A 16,021-nucleotide genomic window follows, 5' to 3' on the forward strand; every position below is an offset into this window, starting at 1 on the left:
ACCGGGACACCGCGCGTCGACGACGGCCGTCCCGCATCCCCACCGATCGCACCGAAAGAGGACCCGTGCCTGGAGCAGTCCGCAGCGCAACCGCCCGCCGCCGAGCCACCCTCTTCGGTCGTGCAGCCGTCGTCATCGGAGCCACCGGCCTGGTGGCCGCGGCCCTGACCGGATGCTCCTCGAACCCGGCCGCCGATTGCGACAAGGCCCTGCCGTCGGGGTCCGCCTCGCAGCTGGTGGAGGCGACGGGCAAGATCGGCTCCAAGCCCAAGATCACCGTTCCGACGCCGCTCGACACGACGAAGTCCGAGCGGACGATCATCACCGAGGGGACCGGCGAGCAGGTCCACCAGGGCCAGGTCGTCGAGATCCAGTACACGATCCTCGACGGCGCCACCGGCGCGGTTCAGCAGACGTCCTACGGCAGCGGTGACAGCTACCCACTGGCACTCGGTGCCGGCAACGCGGCACTGAGCAAGGGCCTGCAGTGCGCTCCCGTCGGCTCACGCGTCGCGGTCGTCATCTCGCCGAAGGATGCGGGCGGGACGAACGCGACCAGCTCCGGCATCATCGTCGTCGACATCCTGAAGGCGTACCTGGCGAAGGCGAACGGCGCCGTCCGGCCGTCCGTTTCGGGCTTCCCGACCGTGGTGCTCGCACCGAACGGCCAGCCGGGCATCACCATCCCGTCGTCGGGCTCTGCACCGAAGGAGCTGCGCACCGAGCAGCTGAAGGTCGGCGACGGCGCCACGGTCAAGAAGGACTCGCTCGTCATCCTCCAGTACACGGCCGTGGGCTGGGAGAACAAGAACGTCGTCTTCTCCAGCTGGCAGTCCGGTTCGCCCGACCTCGTGTCCATCGGCACCGGCCAGAGCCAGGAGAACCAGGCCCTTCCGCAGAGCGTGCTCGGCCAGCTGGTCGGCAAGCAGGTCGGCTCGCAGGTGGTCATCGAGGCGCCGGCCGAGGGCCAGGTTCCCGCGGCCGCCTGGGTCGTGGACATCCTGGGGATCCGCTAGCCCGCGGACTAGGATGGACGGGTGCCCCGTTCCTCGTCTTCGCCCGCGCGCGTCCCGGTCGAGGAGCGTCTGTTCAGCCTCGTCCTGGCGCTTCTCGCGACCGAGAACGGGCTGACCAAGAGCGAGATCCTCTCGACCGTGCAGGGCTACCGCCAGCGCTACGAGTCGCACGGCGACAACAGCAGCCTGGAGCGCCAGTTCGAGCGCGACAAGGACGACATCCGCGAGCTCGGCGTGCCGCTGGAGACCGTGGAGGCGCCGGAGGCCTCCGGCAACAACCAACTGCTGCGCTACCGCATCCCGAAGGGCGCCTACGACCTTCCGGCCGACGTGAGCTTCTCTCCGGAGGAACTGACGCTGCTGGGACTGGCCGCCGCCGTGTGGCGCGAGGGGTCGCTGTCGGGGGAGTCGCGCCGGGCTCTGATGAAGCTGCGCTCGCTCGGCGTCGAGGCGGACGATCCGGTGGTCGGCTACGCACCGCGGCTGCGGGTCCGCGAGCCCGCATTCGAACCCGTCAGCCAAGCGCTGGAGCGTCACGTGATGGTCCAGTTCCCCTATCTGAAACCGGGCGAGACCGCCTCCCGCCAGCGCACCGTCGCGCCCCTCGCGCTGGTGCAGCACCAGGGTCGCTGGCACTTGCAGGGGATCGACCAGGAGGCGAACGGCTCGCGCACGTTCCTCCTCTCGCGCATCGTCGGCCCGGTCAAGGTGACCGCACGCACGTTCGATCCCGAGGTGTACCGGGTGGACGGTGAGGCGTTCGCCGAGCGCGCGCTGCTGGAGCTGGAGCGCATCTGGGAGTCGAACGTCGCCGAGATCGAGGTCACAGCCGGAACGGATGCCGCCACCCGGCTCGGCAAGCGCTACGGCGACGCCGTCCCGGTGGGCCTCGAGGGGGAGCCCTTGCGCCTGACGGTCAACTTCTCGGACAGCAACATCCTCGCCGACCAGCTGGCGTCGTTCGGGCCGGAGGTGCTCGTGATCGCACCGCAGGAGCTGCGGGAGCAGGTCGTGCAGCGCCTCGAGGCGGTGGTGGCCGCTCACACCGGCGCGCCCGCAGCCGGCGCATCCTCACCAGGGGAGCGGACCGATGGCTGATCGCCGCAAGCCGATGCAGGCGCAGGACAAGCTGGCGTTCCTGCTCGCCCTCGTCCCGTACCTGATGGACCGCGACCGGGTGAGCGTGGCCGAGGCGGCCGAGCACTTCGGCGTCGAGCAGGAGCAGTTGCGCGACGCGGTGCGCCTCATCGCCGTCTCCGGCATCCCGGGCGAGACCAACGCGTATCAGCCCGGCGATCTCTTCGACATCGCCTGGGACGACTTCGAGGAGAACGACCAGATCATCCTCACGCACCAGGTGGCGATCGACGACTCGCCGCGGTTCTCGGCGCGCGAGGCGGCGGCACTGATCGCCGGGTTGCAGTATCTGACTGCGCTTCCGGAGAATGCGGACAGGGACGCGATCGGCTCGCTGATGGCGAAGCTCGCCCGCGGCGCGTCCGCGGCCCCGAGCCAGCTCGCCGTGGCGCGCTCCGAGACCGACGAAGTGCTTGCGACGATCCGGGATGCCGTGATCGGCGGCGTCCAGGTCGAGTTCGACTACCTCAGCTCGCACGGCGAGCGGGCACGCCGACGCGTCGACCCGCTGCGGATCGAGTCGGTCGACCAGGACTGGTACCTCCGCGGCTGGGATCACCTGCGCACGGCCATCCGCACCTTCCGGCTCGACCGGATCGACAACCTCGTCGCGACCGAGGAGGCGATCACCTTCCGGCCGGGGGATGTGAAGCTTCCGGAGACGCTCTTCACCGGCACCGACGAGGACCAGCTCGTCACGGTGGATGTGTCCGCGTCAGCCATCCGGCTCATCGAGGACTACATCCCGGAGGGTGCAGAGCGCGAGGTCCGCGGTGATCTCATCCGCACCAGCGTCCGTGTCGCGCACTTCCATGGCCTCAAGCGGCTGGTAGCGGGCCTGTCCGGCGTCCTCACCGTGCTCGATCCTCCCGAGGCGCGACAGCTCGTCGCGGGCTGGGCGCGCGCGGGAGTGGAGCGGTACACCGGCCCCTCCCGCCCGCGAGACTAGGCTGAACCCATGCCCTGGTGGTCGTGGCTGGTGATCTGGACCGTGCTCGTGCTCGGTCTACTCGGCGAGCTCGCGTTCTTCGCCTGGTGGCTGTTCCGCAAGGTGGTCGCCGCCGGACGCGAGGCGGCCGAGCTGATGGACAAGGCGGAGATCCTGTCCCGCCGGGCCGACGAGCTGCAGGAGCGCTTCGAACCCGCCGTCCTGGCCGATGCGGAGGAGCTCCGCGCGGCACGCGAGGACGAGCGCGCCGGCCGCGCGTTCGCCCGGCAAGCTCGCAGGGATGCGCGGGTCAGGCGCGGTAGACTACTGGTCGACGTGGACCCCGCAACGGTTCCCGACCGCTTCGCCCACCTTTTGAGAAGGACCTGATCTCATGTTCGCAGGACTGACCGGATGGCATCTGCTCATCATCCTCGCCGTGATCCTGCTGCTCTTCGGTGCGCCGAAGCTTCCTGGGCTCGCCAAGAGCATCGGCCAGTCGATGCGCATCTTCAAGGGTGAGGTCGACGAGCTGAAGAAGGACGGCAAGAACACTCAGGCCGACGACGGCACCGCGCAGAACACCGCGGCCGCCACCTCCGCCTCCACGCCCGTCGCACAGGCACCCGTTGCACAGGCACCCGTCGCCCCGGCTCCCGTGACGCCCACCCCGGCCCCGGTCGACCCCGCGGCCGAATCCAACCCGAAGTCCTAGTCCGGTGGCCTCGACCAAGCGAGGCACCAGCCGCGAAGGACGGATGACGCTCGCCGAGCACTTCATCGAGCTTCGCAAACGCCTCTTCCGCTCCGCGCTCGCGCTGTTCGCCGGCGCGGTGGTCGGCTGGTTCCTCAGCGACTACGTGATGGATGCGATGCGCGGTCCCATCACGGACATCGCGAAGCAGCAGGGTCGCGAGGCCATGCTGAACTATGACAGCATCACCGGCGCGTTCGACCTGAAGATGCAGGTCGCGATCACCATCGGTGCGATCATCTCCAGCCCGGTCTGGCTTTACCAGATCTGGGCGTTCTTCGTTCCCGCGATGACGCGCAAGGAGCTGAAGTACGGCTTCGGGTTCTTCTTCACAGCCGTCCCGCTGTTCATCGCCGGGGGAGTGTGCGGCTGGTTGCTGGTGCCGCACATCGTGAGCCTGCTGACCGGCTTCGCCCCCGAGGCCGACTCCGCGATCATCGGCGCGAAGACGTACTTCGACTTCATCCTCAAGCTCGTCATCGCGGTGGGCATCGCCTTCGTCCTTCCGGTGTTCCTCGTGCTGCTGAACTTCGTCGGCGTGCTGAGCGCGAAGTCGATCATCGCGTCCTGGCGCTGGGCGCTCATCCTGATCGCCCTGTTCACGGCGATCGCGACGCCCGCGGCCGATGTGCTGTCGATGTTCCTGCTGGCGATCCCGATGGTCGCGCTGTACTTCGCCGCCTACGGGGTCGCCTGGCTCCACGACCGCCGCGCCGCGAAGGTCGCCGACCGGCTGGAAGCCGAACTCGCCGCGTAGGCGTACCGACCGACCGCATCCCGGTCAGGCCCAGCGTGCTGTCGCCGGGCGGGCATAGGCTGGGCGGGTGACCGACCAGACGCTCTCACCCGCGGAGCGGTACGCCGCCTCGCGCGACCGGGCCCGCCAGCCCCTGCTCGAGACCTTCCGCGAGGGGCTGCGCTTCGATCTGGACCCGTTCCAGCGGGAGGCGTGCGCGTCCCTGGAGCGCGGCAGCAGCGTGCTGGTGGCGGCGCCCACGGGAGCGGGCAAGACCATCGTCGCCGAATTCGCCGTGTTCCTCGCCATGCGCGAGGCCAACGCGAAGGTCTTCTACACGACGCCGATGAAGGCTCTGAGCAACCAGAAGTTCCAGGAGTTCGTCGACGCGTACGGGCCGGAGTCGGTCGGACTGCTCACCGGCGACACCAACATCAACTCGCGGGCCCGGATCGTCGTCATGACGACCGAGGTGCTCCGCAACATGCTCTACGCCGACTCCGACCTGCTGACCGATCTCGCGTACGTCGTCATGGACGAGGTGCACTACCTGGCCGACCGGTTCCGCGGTGCCGTGTGGGAGGAGGTCATCATCCACCTGCCGTCGGAGGTGCGGATGGTGTCCCTCAGCGCCACGGTGTCGAACGCCGAGGAGTTCGGCGACTGGCTCCAGGCGGTCCGCGGCGACACCGACGTCATCGTCTCCGAGGAGCGGCCGGTGCCCCTGGAGCAGCACATCCTGATGCGGTCGAAGCTCATCGACCTGTTCGACTCCTCCGGGCTCGCCGCCACCAATCGCGTGAATCCGGAGCTCGTGCAGATGGCACGGTACGGCGGCCGAGTGCTCAGCAGCCGTCAGATGCGGGATGTCGGCCGGTACCACTCCAAGGGCGGACGGCCGGACAGCTTCCGGATGAGCCGCTCCGACCTCGTGATGCTCCTCAACGACCGCAACCTGCTGCCGGCGATCTTCTTCATCTTCAGCCGGAACGGGTGCGACGCGGCGGTGAAGCAGGTGCTGCGCGCGGGAGTGCGTCTGACCGAGCAGCACGAGCGGGATGAGATCCGCGAGATCGTCGAGGACCGCTGCCGCACACTGCTCGACGAGGACCTCGCCGTGCTGGGCTACTGGGAGTGGCTGGAGGGCCTGGAACGCGGGGTCGCCGCGCACCATGCCGGCATGCTCCCGGCCTTCAAGGAGGTCGTCGAGGAGCTGTTCCGCCGGAAGCTCGTCAAGGCCGTCTTCGCGACGGAGACGCTCGCCCTCGGCATCAACATGCCGGCGCGCACCGTCGTGCTGGAGAAGCTGGAGAAGTTCAACGGCGAGGCGCGCGTCCCGATCACACCGGGGGAGTACACCCAGCTCACCGGCCGGGCCGGGCGCCGTGGCATCGACGTCGAGGGGCACTCGGTCATCCAGTGGGAGGACGGGCTCGATCCGCAGTCCGTCGCCTCCCTCGCGTCCCGTCGCAGCTACCCGCTCAACTCCAGCTTCCGGCCGACGTACAACATGGCCGTCAACCTGATCGACCAGTTCGGGCGGCCGCGCACGCGCGAGATCCTGGAGTCGTCCTTCGCTCAGTTCCAGGCCGACCGGGCGGTCGTCGACCTCGCGCGGAAGGCCCTGCAGCAGGAGCAGTCGCTCGCCGGGTACGAAGAGTCGATGACCTGCCATCTCGGCGACTTCAGGGAGTACTTCGCCATCCGGCGGGAGCTGACCGACCTGGAGCGGAAGGGCTCGCGCATCGAGTCCGCGTCGAGCAGCGACCGGGAGCGCCGCCAGCAGCAGCTCGCCGCGCTGCGGAAGCGCATGAAGGACCATCCCTGCCACCGCTGCCCCGAGCGCGAGCAGCACGCGCGGTGGGCGGAACGCTGGTGGAAGCTGAAGCGTGACACCGACAAACTGCGATCCCAGATCCAGTCCCGCACCGGCGCGGTCGCGAAGGTGTTCGACCGGGTCTCCGAGGTGCTTCTGGAACTCGGCTATCTTCAGAATGAGGACGGCGAGACGACGCTGACGGTCCACGGACGCACCCTCAAGCGCATCTACGGCGAGCGTGACCTCCTGGTCGCCGAGTGCCTGCGGCGCAACATCTGGAAGGACCTCGACGCGCCCGGACTCGCCGCGATGGCCTGCGCGCTGGTGTTTGAGCCGCGCCGGGACGACGGCCTCGCGGGCGAGCGCACCCTCCCGCGCGGAGCGTTCCGCCCCGCGCTCGAGCGGACCACCGAGCTGTGGAGCAAGCTGGACGACCTCGAACAGGACAACCGGCTCCCCGGCAGCGAGCCGCCGTCGACGACGATCGCCCTGGCGATGTGGATGTGGTCGCGCGGTTCCGGGCTGGACGCTGTGCTGTCCGAGGCCGACATGGCGGCCGGAGACTTCGTGCGCTGGACGAAGCAGACGATCGACCTGCTCGATCAGCTGTCGCTGGTGGCCCAGGGGAACGTCGGCCGGGTGGCCCGGCAGGCGCTCGAATCCATCCGCCGCGGCATCGTGGCCTACTCGTCGGTCGCCTGACTCGTCGGTTGCCGGGAATCCTCATCGGGATGCCCTAGGCTCTCCCTTCGTGCACATGCGACCCCGAGCCCCGCTGCCACTGTGGCTCGCGGTCCTCATCGCGGCGGGCGCCGGACCGGTGCTCGATGCCGGGTTCCCGGCGCTCGACTGGTGGCCGCTCACGTTCGTCGGCATCGCGATGGTGCTGATCGCGCAGCGGGGGCGCAGAGCCGGCTCGGCGTTCCTCATCGGTTTCGTCGCCGGGGAATCGTTCTACCTGGTGCACATCGCCTGGACAGCGCTGTACCTCGGCCCGATCCCGTGGATCGCTCTCTCGACCCTGGAGTCGCTGTTCTGGGGCGTCGGCGGCATCCTCATCACCCTCGCCTATCGCTGGGTGCCGCGGGCGTTCCCCAGCGCGCTCGGCCGCTTGGGGCTCCTTCCCGTGATCGTGGCCGGACTCTGGGTGCTGCGGGAGTTCGTCACCGGCACGTGGCCCTACGGCGGGTTCTCCTGGGGGCGGGTCGCCGAATCGCAGTCGACCAGCCCGCTCGCGCCGCTGGTCGCCTGGCTCGGGATCTCCGGCCTCAGCTTTGCGATGGTGTGGCTCGTCGCCGTCCTGGTGGAGTTGCCGTTCGCGATCGATGTACGGGTCGATTCGCGGGCCCTCCTCGCCGGGATCGCCGTCGCGCTGGTCTTCGCCATCCCGGCCTGGCCCGCGACCACCCACGGAACGACCCGCATCGCGGCGGTTCAGGGGAACGGCCCGGCGGGATACTTCGACAATGCACCGGAAGGGGCCGTCTTCAACACGCAGGTGGCCGAGACGCTCCGCATCCCCTCGTCGCAGGTGACGGGCGCGAACAAGGTGGACATGGTGGTCTGGCCCGAGGGATCGGCGCTCCCGGATCCGACGCGCGACCCCGACAACGCGGCGATCCTCGACGCGCTGAGCCGCAAGTTCGGCGCGCCGTTCGTCGTCGGGACGATCACCCAGCGCGACGGCAAGCTCTTCAACACCTCGTTGCAGTGGGAGGCAGGCAAGGGCGCGGTCGATTACTACGACAAGAAGCATCCCGTGCCGTTCGGCGAGTACGTGCCGGATCGGGCGTTCTGGCGGCCGTTCGCGCCCGATCTCATCGACCTGATCGGTCGCGACTACACGCCGGGCACGCGCGACAACGTGTTCGACGTGAGCGGCGTGCGCGCCGGCATCTCCATCTGCTTCGACATCGTCGACGACCAGCTGCTGACCGACATGATGCGCGGGGGAGCGCAGATCATCCTCGCCCAGACGAACAACGCGGACTTCGGCGAGACGGATGAGAACCAACAGCAGCTCGGCATCGCCCGGCTGCGCGCGATCGAGGCCGGCCGCTCGCTGGTGAACATCTCGACGGTCGGCAGCAGTCAGATCATCGGGCCGGACGGGAGCACGATCAGCTCGATCGCGCCGTTCAGACCGGGCCACATGGTCGCGGACGTGCCGATCGGCACGACCACGACGCCGGCGACGCTCCTCAGCCGGGGGATCGAGTTCCTGGTGGCGGGACTGGGACTGTTCGGCCTGCTCGTCGCATCCGGCGCACGTCGCTCAGCGCCGGTGCATCTGCGGCGACCGCTGGACATGGAAAGGCCGTCCTCACCTCGACGGTGAGAACGGCCTCGAGTGCGCCGACGATCAGGCGCTGTGCTTGTGCTCGCTGGTGCCGCGACGGGCCCGCAGGAACTGGAGGCGCTCCTCCAGGAGTTCCTCGAGCTCAGCGCGGGTGCGCCGCTCGAGCAGCATGTCCCAGTGACTGCGCGGGACCTTGACGTCCGAGTGGTCGACCTCGACGGGGGTGTCGTTCACAAGCAGGCGAGCTTCATGCCCGCAGTGCTTGCATTCCCAGGTGTCGGGTGCCTCGGCCTCGGCCGAGAACACGACCTCGGAGTCCTGCCCGCACACGGTGCACAGGTAGGTATAACGGGAACGCGGAGAGTAGACGACGCCTTCTTCGCTTTGTAAGCTTTGGGCGCCGAGTCTCATGCCGCGCAAGCTGCGATCTGCCATTGTGTGGCGCCCGCGAGGATCGGCAGGAACTCGGACACGGCGGGGGAGGAGGCGACGCCGGGCAACTGATCCGTCACCGCGCGCCGGCGCTGCGGCGAGAAGCTGGTGATGAGCACTCGGTCGACGGCGCGGGCGGCACGGATGGCCTCGACGGCCGGCGCTGCCGCTCGCGCATCTTTGACATCGATGTTGAACCGGGCGTCGGGGAACGCGTCGAGCGCCTGCGCCAGCGTGCAGAAGCCCTGGCCGTGGCCGAGATCGATGCGGCGCAGCTCGGGCATCGTCAGGTGCGCGATCGTCACATCTCGCCCGGCGACACGGGTCAGGTCCGCGTCGTGTGCGATGACGGCGACACCGTCCGCCGATGCGTGGATGTCCGTCTCAAGGTGGGTGGCACGCGCCGAGAGCGCGCGGGCGAAGGCGAGCAGGGTGTTCTCGGGCGCGTCGATCGCCAGGCCGCGGTGCGCGATGACGCGCGGCGGCCGGCCGTCGAGGAAAGTCACGGTCCGGAGGGAGGCGAAGCCGACGCGGCAGGGGCCTGCTGAGCGTCGGCATCCATCACTGGGCCGTCGGCACCGGGACGCCCGGCACCTGCCGATCCGAACGCCGTCCCGATGCCCTTCAGCGCTTCGGTCAGCTCACTCGGGATGATCCACAGCTTGTTCGCCGGGCCTTCCGCGAGCTTCGGCAGCGTCTGCAGGTACTGGTAGGCCAACAGCAGGTTGTCCGGGTTGCCCTCGTGGATCGCACTGAACACCGTGGTGATCGCCTTCGCTTCACCCTCAGCTCGGAGCACCGCTGCCTTCGCGTCACCCTCGGCGCTGAGGATGGCGGCCTGCCGCCTGCCCTCCGCGTTCAGGATCTCGGACTGCTTGTTGCCCTCGGCGGTCAGGATGACGGCGCGGCGGTCGCGCTCGGCGCGCATCTGCTTCTCCATCGAGTCCTGGATGGACGCGGGCGGGTCGATCGCCTTGAGCTCCACCCGGGAGACGCGGATGCCCCACTTGCCTGTCGCGTCGTCGAGGACGAGGCGCAGCTGGCCATTGATGTTGTCGCGGCTGGTCAGGGCGGCTTCGAGGTTGAGGCCGCCGACCACGTTACGGAGCGTCGTGGTCGTCAGCTGCTCGACCGCTCCCAGGTAGTTGGCGATCTCGTACGTGGCTGCTCGCGCATCCGTCACCTGGAAGTAGACGACGGTGTCGATGGAGACCACCAGGTTGTCCTCGGTGATCACCGGCTGGGGCGGGAACGACACGACCTGCTCGCGCAGGTCGATCAGCGGCCGCACTTTGTCGATGAAGGGCACGACGACGTTCAGTCCGGGCAGCAGCGTCTTGTGGTACTTGCCCAGCCGCTCCACGACGCCGGCGCGCGCCTGCGGAATGATCCGGATGGCGCGGAACAGCGTGACCAGCACGAAGATCGCGATGATCAGAATGACCACGCTGACGACGATGGTCACGACGAGTTGGGTGACATCGTTCATGGGGCGATCCTCTCGCTCAGTCCGTCGGTTCCTGTGGCGACCGGCGCCGGTGCCACGACGGCGGTGGCTCCCTCGATGGAGATGACGACGACGTGCTCGCCCGGCACCAGCTCCGGGGGAGCGGTCTGACCGGGTGCGAGCCGCGCGGTCCACGTCTCGCCGACCTGCAGCTTCACCAGCCCTGTCGTGCGGGTGACCGTCGAGACGACGATGCCGCCCATCCCGATCAGCCGGTCGACGTTGCTCTTGGCCGGGTCGCCACCGCGCTTGAGCGCGTGCAGCAACGGCGGCCGGATGAAGAAGATCAGGAGGACGGAGACGATGGCCGCGATGATGATCTGAAGCCACCACGGCGCCCCGAACAGGCCCGACAGCAGTCCGCCGAGGCTGCCGACGGCGATCATCAGGAAGACGAAGTCGAACGTCAGCATCTCGATGATCACGAACACGAGGATGAGGACGAGCCAGGCGATCCAGGCGAAGGACGTGATGTCCATGACGTCCTCCTTTCACTGCTTTGGTACGACCATAACAGTCGCCGGCGACACCGGATCGGACCCACTTGGTAGTCTCAGGATGCTAGACATCGACGCCGAGGAGTATTCGTGGCCAACCCCCTTTCCGCTGGTTCGCTGACGGGCAAACGTGCCCTCGTGACCGGCTCGTCGCGCGGCATCGGAGCCGATACCGCGCAGTATCTCGCCGACGCCGGAGCGAGCGTCGTCATCAACTACCGGAACAAAGAGGCACGAGCGGTGAAGCTCGTCGACGCGATCGTCGAGAAGGGCGGATCGGCCCTCGCGGTCGGCGCGGACCTGACGGACGCCTCCTCGGTCGACCGGATGTTCCAGACGGTCGCCGCTGCCTGGGGCGGCCTCGACATCCTCGTGCTGAACGCCTCCGGGGGCATGGAGTCGGGCATGGCGGAGGACTACGCCATGCAGCTCAACCGCGACGCGCAGGTGAACGTGCTGACCGCGGCGCTTCCGCTGCTGGGCTCCGGGTCGCGCGTCGTCTTCGTGACGAGCCACCAGGCCCACTTCATCCAGACCACGCCGACCATGCCGGAGTACGAGGCCGTCGCGCTGAGCAAGCGGGCGGGCGAGGATGCGCTGCGCGCTCTGCTCCCCACGCTCGAGGAGAAGGGTGTCGAGTTCGTCGTCGTCTCCGGCGACATGATCGAGGGCACGATCACCGCGACGCTGCTCAACCGGCTCAACCCCGGCGCGATCGACGCGCGCAAGGAGGCCGCAGGCCGCCTCTACAACGTCAGCGAGTTCGCGGCCGAGGTCGCCGCCGCCGTCGTCGACCCGATCCCCGCGGACCACACCCGCCTCGTCGGCGACGTGTCCAGCTTCACTCCGATCGTGGAATCCGAGATCACCGAGTGAGGGCCGCCGACCTCGACCTGCTGGTCGGCGTCTCGGCGCCGACAGTCCACCCCGGCGGCGGCCGTGCCGTCGTCTCGGTGACGCATCCGTCGCTTTCGGCCGACGCCACCGTCGGCCAGTTGTGGACCATCCCGCTGAGCGGGCACGCCGCACCGCGACTGCTCACGCGCGGGTTCCGGGATACGGCCCCGCGATTCTCGCCGGATGGCCGGCTTCTCGCCTTCCTGCGTGCCGAGCCGAAGCGTCCACCGCAGCTGTACGTGGTCGATGCGGCCGGGGGAGAGCCGGTCGCTGTCACCGATCGGACCCTCGGCGTGACCGAGTTCGCCTGGTCATCGGACGGCCGCACGCTGGCGTTCGTGAGCCGGGAGCCGGAACAGGGACGCTACGGAACCGTCGAGGGCATCGACCCGAACGGGGAGCCCGCCCGCCGGATCGACTCACTGAAATATCAGGCCAACGGACTCGGTTACACCATCGACCGCCGGGCGCACGTATTCGTCGTCGCCGTCCCGGACGTGTGGTCGCCGCCGTCGCCTGCCGTCGTCCCCCTCCCCGACGGTTCCACGGACGGCGCTCCAGTGCTCGCCGAGCCGCGGCAGCTGACCGACGGGCCGTGGGATGACGGCTCGATCTCGTTCTCGCCGGACGGCCGCCGGATCGCCTTCGTGTCCGCGCGTCACGCCAGTCGCGATGTCGACCTGCGCTCCAATGTCTTCATCGTCGCGGTCGAGGGCGGCGAGGCGCAGGACCTCACCGGGAAGCACGGCTCCTACAGCGTCGTGGATGCGCAGTACGCGAACAACGGCGTCCTGTTCTTCACCGCCCAGGACGTGGGGGAGACCGGACGGGACTTCGTCGGCCGCAACACCGCGCTCTACGTCATCGACGCGGACGGTGCTGCCCCGCGCCTGCTGAGCGACCCCGAGACGGTCGACTTCACCGAGTCGGACATCACGGCCTACCGTGACGACGCCGTCCTCGTGCACGACCGGCGCCGCGGCGCACTCGTACTGACCGAGGTGAACGTTGCCGGGGAGAGCCGACGCCTGACCGACGACCTCACCGTGGTCGGGGGAGCGGGTGTTGCTGGCGAGACGATCGTCGTCAGCTTCGCCGATGCCCGCACCACCGGGGACGTCGCTCTCGTCGACGGCGCGGGACTCCAGCGGCTCACCGACTTGTCCGCTCCGCTGCGCGCCAAAGGTGTCGTCACGCCGACCGAGCTCACGATCGCCGGCCGCGACGGCTATCCCGTGCACGGGTGGGTGCTGGTTCCGGAAGGGGAGGGGCCGCATCCCGTGCTCCTCAACATCCACGGCGGTCCGTTCGCCGCGTACACCGGCGCCCTGTTCGACGAGGCGCAGGTGTACGTCGCAGCCGGGTACGCCGTCGTCATGTGCAACCCGCGCGGGTCGGCGGGTTACGGGCAGGAGCACGGACGCGTCATCCGCCAGAGGATGGGAACGGTCGACCTGACCGACGTGCTCGACTTCCTCGACGGTGCCATCGCGCAGGTTCCTGGTCTCGACGGCGAACGTGTCGGGATCATGGGCGGTTCGTACGGCGGTTACCTGACCGCGTGGACGATCGCGCACGACCACCGCTTCGCGGCCGCCATCGTCGAACGCGGGTTCCTCGACCCCGACGCGTTCGTCGGGACCAGCGACATCGGCAGCTTCTTCGGTGACGAGTACACGGGAACCGACCCGGACCTGATGCGGTCGCAGAGTCCGCAGGCCGTCGTGGACCAGGTGCGGACGCCGACGCTCGTGCTGCACTCGTCCGCCGACCTGCGGTGCCCGCTGGGGCAGGCCGAGCGGTACTACACAGCTCTGAAGCGCCGTGGGGTGGAGACCGAGCTCGTGATCTTCCCGGGGGAGGACCACGAGCTGAGCCGGAGCGGACGCCCGCGCCACCGCCGGGAGCGTTTCGACATCATCCTGGACTGGTGGGCGGAGCACCTGCCGAGCCGCACCAACCGTCGCTGAGTGCAGAACGGCCCCGCTCGAATCCCGAGCGGGGCCGTTCTGCGTTTCGAGGACTACGCGACGCTCGGTGCGGCGGTCCCGGTCTCGGTCGCCTTCAGGATCTCGCGCCCGAACGTGAAGGCGCGGACGATGCCGACGATTCCGAGGACGATGAGCGCGATCGCCGCGAACAGCAGCAGGAACGCGGCCGACGAGACCGGCAGCACCAGGACGACGATCCCGGCCAGGATGCTGAGGATGCCGAACGCGATCGACCAGCCGGAGGATGGGGACCGCCCGGCCTCGGCCAGCGCCATGACCCCTTCGATGATCCACCCGACACCGATGAAGGCGACGGTGAAGATCAGGAGGGCGATGGCCGTGGTGGAGACGTTCTTCAGGGACAGGATGCCCACGGCGATGAAGACGATTCCGAGAATGATGTTGAGCGCACGGGAGCCGCCTCTCATCTCACGGCTGAAGATGCCGACACCGAGCCGGAGCACACCGGCGACCAGGAAGTAGATTCCGAGGAAGACGGCGAACACCGCGATGGTCTTGTCGGGCCAGAACAGCAGAACGATGCCGAGGATCAGTCCGACAGCGCCGCTGATACCGAGCGCAACGCGGATGGCGTTGATGGTGGAGCGCGTCATGTGGCGGGCATCCAGAGAGAACTCGTGCAGACCGGGGTCTACGGGGCTGTTCACGCTCATTGCTTCATCCCTTCGCAGTGGCGGCCGCCAGCATGGCGGTTGTTGCTGACATTAGCGCTGGAGGGCGTCCGTGTCAGGAGGGGATCGCGGAGAATCCCGTCGACAGGGCCGCAGGGTGGATGGCAGACCCGCCGCGGCAGGCGTACCGTCCGTGCTGGCGCTTCCGGGACTCCGGAAGCCGCGGCGTCCCGACTGGGGGAGAAGCCCATGGAAACGACCCGATCCCGCCTCGGCCAGGGCACGTGGTACCTGGGCGAGAATGCGTCACGCCACGACAGCGAACTGGATGCGCTGAGAACCGGCATCGACGTCGGCCTCACCACCATCGACACCGCCGAGATGTACGGCGACGGTGCCTCCGAGATCCTGGTCGGCGAAGCCATCGCCGGGCGCCGCGACGACGTCTACCTGATCAGCAAGGTACTGCCGTCGAACGCTGACCGCCGACGCATGAGGGAGTCGTGCCGAGCGAGTCTGCGCCGGCTGGGCACAGACCACCTCGACCTCTACCTGCTGCATTGGCGGGGGCGTCATCCCCTGCGCGAGACGGTCGAGGGCTTCGAGGATCTGGTCCGGGAGGGACTCATCCGCTCGTGGGGCGTCAGCAACTTCGACACCGAGGACATGGACGAGCTCGTCGCCGTGCCGGGCGGCGACCAGGTCGCCACCGACCAGGTGCTCTACAACCTCGAAACCCGCGGGCCCGAGGTCGACTTGCTCCCGTGGTGCCGGGAGACAGGCATCCCGCTGATGTCGTACTCACCGATCGGCCACGGCAGCCTGCTGCGCACCCCGTTCCTCGCGTCGCTGGCGGAGGTCAAAGGCCTCACCGCCGCCCAGATCGCCATCGCCTGGGTGCTGCGCCATCCCGACCTCTTGGCCGCAGCGAAAGCGTCCACGCGTGAGCACGTGCTCGAGAACCGCGCCGCCATGGATGTGACGTTCACGCCCCTCGAGCTAGCCGGTCTCGACCGCCTTTTCCCGCGACCGCCTCGGAAGGTGCCGCTGGAAGTCCTCTGATCGACGGCCGAGGCTGACGGCTCTACTGGAGAGTCGGCGGCGCGTTCCGCTGGATGGACCCGCGGCCGATCGCGAACCACAGGATTGGTCCGATAAGGGTCACCAGGGTCACCAGAAGCAACCACAGGACTGTAGGGCCGCTCGGTGCCTTCGCTGACGCGATCTGAATCACGGCGATCAACCACAACACGAACGGAACGATGGACAGCGCCAGCACGATGAGGTGCCATCCGGTTAGTCCGCTGAACACGCGATTCCCCCTGTCTCGCGACCATCTGTGTCTCACACACTTTAGAACGAGATGCGGCAGTCTT

General features: G+C 68.6%; 17 protein-coding genes. 11 read left to right on the forward strand and 6 right to left on the reverse strand.

Translation table 11 applies throughout. From position 1 onward, the window contains the following. Positions 1-65: 65 nt before the first annotated feature. From P3F85_RS07065 to lnt, 8 genes are all read left to right on the forward strand, one after another. Complete coding sequence (locus P3F85_RS07065; protein WP_374010531.1) at positions 66-1,016, forward strand: peptidylprolyl isomerase; 951 nt, start codon at positions 66-68, stop codon at positions 1,014-1,016. A 21-nt stretch (positions 1,017-1,037) separates the two neighbouring features. Then, positions 1,038-2,114, forward strand: coding sequence for a helix-turn-helix transcriptional regulator (locus tag P3F85_RS07070; protein ID WP_374010532.1), 1,077 nt, complete (start codon positions 1,038-1,040; stop codon positions 2,112-2,114). Then, a complete protein-coding gene (locus P3F85_RS07075) occupies positions 2,107-3,102 on the forward strand; it encodes a helix-turn-helix transcriptional regulator (RefSeq protein ID WP_374010533.1) in 996 nt (331 codons plus the stop codon). The genes P3F85_RS07070 and P3F85_RS07075 overlap by 8 nt, the downstream gene beginning before the upstream one ends. 9 nt (positions 3,103-3,111) lie before the next feature. Next, a complete protein-coding gene (locus P3F85_RS07080; RefSeq protein WP_374010534.1) occupies positions 3,112-3,471 on the forward strand; it encodes a hypothetical protein in 360 nt (119 codons plus the stop codon). Positions 3,472-3,475: 4 nt separating this feature from the next. Further along, positions 3,476-3,796 carry a Sec-independent protein translocase subunit TatA gene (tatA, locus tag P3F85_RS07085; protein WP_374010535.1) on the forward strand — a complete coding sequence of 107 codons (321 nt, stop codon included), beginning with the start codon at positions 3,476-3,478 and terminating at the stop codon, positions 3,794-3,796. A 43-nt stretch (positions 3,797-3,839) separates the two neighbouring features. Further along, positions 3,840-4,592, forward strand: coding sequence for a twin-arginine translocase subunit TatC (tatC, locus tag P3F85_RS07090; RefSeq protein WP_374010536.1), 753 nt, complete (start codon positions 3,840-3,842; stop codon positions 4,590-4,592). A gap of 67 nt (positions 4,593-4,659) precedes the next feature. Next, positions 4,660-7,092 carry a DEAD/DEAH box helicase gene (locus tag P3F85_RS07095; protein WP_374010537.1) on the forward strand — a complete coding sequence of 811 codons (2,433 nt, stop codon included), beginning with the start codon at positions 4,660-4,662 and terminating at the stop codon, positions 7,090-7,092. A gap of 55 nt (positions 7,093-7,147) precedes the next feature. Continuing rightward, a complete protein-coding gene (gene lnt / locus P3F85_RS07100) occupies positions 7,148-8,728 on the forward strand; it encodes an apolipoprotein N-acyltransferase (RefSeq protein WP_374010538.1) in 1,581 nt (526 codons plus the stop codon). Between the two features lie 24 nt (positions 8,729-8,752). On the opposite strand, the gene P3F85_RS07105 is transcribed toward lnt, so the two are convergent. The 4 genes from P3F85_RS07105 to P3F85_RS07120 are packed head-to-tail and all read right to left on the reverse strand — an operon-like array spanning position 8,753 to position 11,107. Then, positions 8,753-9,124 (reverse strand): RNA polymerase-binding protein RbpA, encoded by a 372-nt coding sequence (locus P3F85_RS07105; RefSeq protein WP_374010539.1) that lies wholly within the window; start codon positions 9,122-9,124, stop codon positions 8,753-8,755. Next, on the reverse strand, positions 9,097-9,627 hold the full coding sequence (locus tag P3F85_RS07110) for a glycerophosphodiester phosphodiesterase family protein (RefSeq protein WP_374010540.1): 531 nt from the start codon (positions 9,625-9,627) through the stop codon (positions 9,097-9,099). The genes P3F85_RS07105 and P3F85_RS07110 overlap by 28 nt, the downstream gene beginning before the upstream one ends. Then, the gene (locus P3F85_RS07115; protein ID WP_374010541.1) at positions 9,624-10,610 is read right to left on the reverse strand and encodes an SPFH domain-containing protein; all 987 of its coding nucleotides are present in this window, start codon (positions 10,608-10,610) and stop codon (positions 9,624-9,626) included. The genes P3F85_RS07110 and P3F85_RS07115 overlap by 4 nt, the downstream gene beginning before the upstream one ends. Further along, complete coding sequence (locus P3F85_RS07120) at positions 10,607-11,107, reverse strand: NfeD family protein (protein ID WP_374010542.1); 501 nt, start codon at positions 11,105-11,107, stop codon at positions 10,607-10,609. Before P3F85_RS07120 ends, P3F85_RS07115 begins: the two co-directional genes overlap by 4 nt. Before the next feature lie 108 nt (positions 11,108-11,215). On the opposite strand from P3F85_RS07120, the gene P3F85_RS07125 reads away from it, so the two are divergent. Continuing rightward, positions 11,216-12,001, forward strand: a complete 786-nt coding sequence (locus P3F85_RS07125; protein ID WP_374010543.1) for an SDR family oxidoreductase — start codon at positions 11,216-11,218, stop codon at positions 11,999-12,001. Continuing rightward, positions 11,998-13,992, forward strand: a complete 1,995-nt coding sequence (locus tag P3F85_RS07130; RefSeq protein ID WP_374010544.1) for a prolyl oligopeptidase family serine peptidase — start codon at positions 11,998-12,000, stop codon at positions 13,990-13,992. The genes P3F85_RS07125 and P3F85_RS07130 overlap by 4 nt, the downstream gene beginning before the upstream one ends. A 53-nt stretch (positions 13,993-14,045) precedes the next feature. Here P3F85_RS07130 and P3F85_RS07135 read toward each other — a convergent pair whose 3' ends face one another. Beyond that, a complete protein-coding gene (locus tag P3F85_RS07135; protein ID WP_374010545.1) occupies positions 14,046-14,687 on the reverse strand; it encodes an HdeD family acid-resistance protein in 642 nt (213 codons plus the stop codon). Between the two features lie 207 nt (positions 14,688-14,894). On the opposite strand from P3F85_RS07135, the gene P3F85_RS07140 reads away from it, so the two are divergent. After that, the gene (locus P3F85_RS07140; protein ID WP_374010546.1) at positions 14,895-15,707 is read left to right on the forward strand and encodes an aldo/keto reductase; all 813 of its coding nucleotides are present in this window, start codon (positions 14,895-14,897) and stop codon (positions 15,705-15,707) included. 22 nt (positions 15,708-15,729) lie between these two features. On the opposite strand, the gene P3F85_RS07145 is transcribed toward P3F85_RS07140, so the two are convergent. Further along, entirely contained in the window at positions 15,730-15,957 is a 228-nt protein-coding gene (locus P3F85_RS07145) for a PLDc N-terminal domain-containing protein (RefSeq protein ID WP_374010547.1), read from the reverse strand. Positions 15,958-16,021: the final 64 nt, after the last annotated feature.

It is taken from the genome of Leifsonia sp. T36S-04, from assembly GCF_042465655.1.
Classification (GTDB): Bacteria; Actinomycetota; Actinomycetes; order Actinomycetales; family Microbacteriaceae; genus Leifsonia.

Coding starts and splice junctions, on each gene's coding strand:
- P3F85_RS07075 (WP_374010533.1), top strand. CDS start 2,107: ATGGCTGATCGCCGCAAGCCGATGCAGGCGCAGGACAAGCTGGCGTTC.
- P3F85_RS07115 (WP_374010541.1), bottom strand. CDS start 10,610: ATGAACGATGTCACCCAACTCGTCGTGACCATCGTCGTCAGCGTGGTC.
- P3F85_RS07140 (WP_374010546.1), top strand. CDS start 14,895: ATGGAAACGACCCGATCCCGCCTCGGCCAGGGCACGTGGTACCTGGGC.
- tatC (WP_374010536.1), top strand. CDS start 3,840: ATGACGCTCGCCGAGCACTTCATCGAGCTTCGCAAACGCCTCTTCCGC.
- P3F85_RS07120 (WP_374010542.1), bottom strand. CDS start 11,107: ATGGACATCACGTCCTTCGCCTGGATCGCCTGGCTCGTCCTCATCCTC.
- P3F85_RS07080 (WP_374010534.1), top strand. CDS start 3,112: ATGCCCTGGTGGTCGTGGCTGGTGATCTGGACCGTGCTCGTGCTCGGT.
- P3F85_RS07135 (WP_374010545.1), bottom strand. CDS start 14,687: ATGAGCGTGAACAGCCCCGTAGACCCCGGTCTGCACGAGTTCTCTCTG.
- lnt (WP_374010538.1), top strand. CDS start 7,148: ATGCGACCCCGAGCCCCGCTGCCACTGTGGCTCGCGGTCCTCATCGCG.
- tatA (WP_374010535.1), top strand. CDS start 3,476: ATGTTCGCAGGACTGACCGGATGGCATCTGCTCATCATCCTCGCCGTG.
- P3F85_RS07105 (WP_374010539.1), bottom strand. CDS start 9,124: ATGGCAGATCGCAGCTTGCGCGGCATGAGACTCGGCGCCCAAAGCTTA.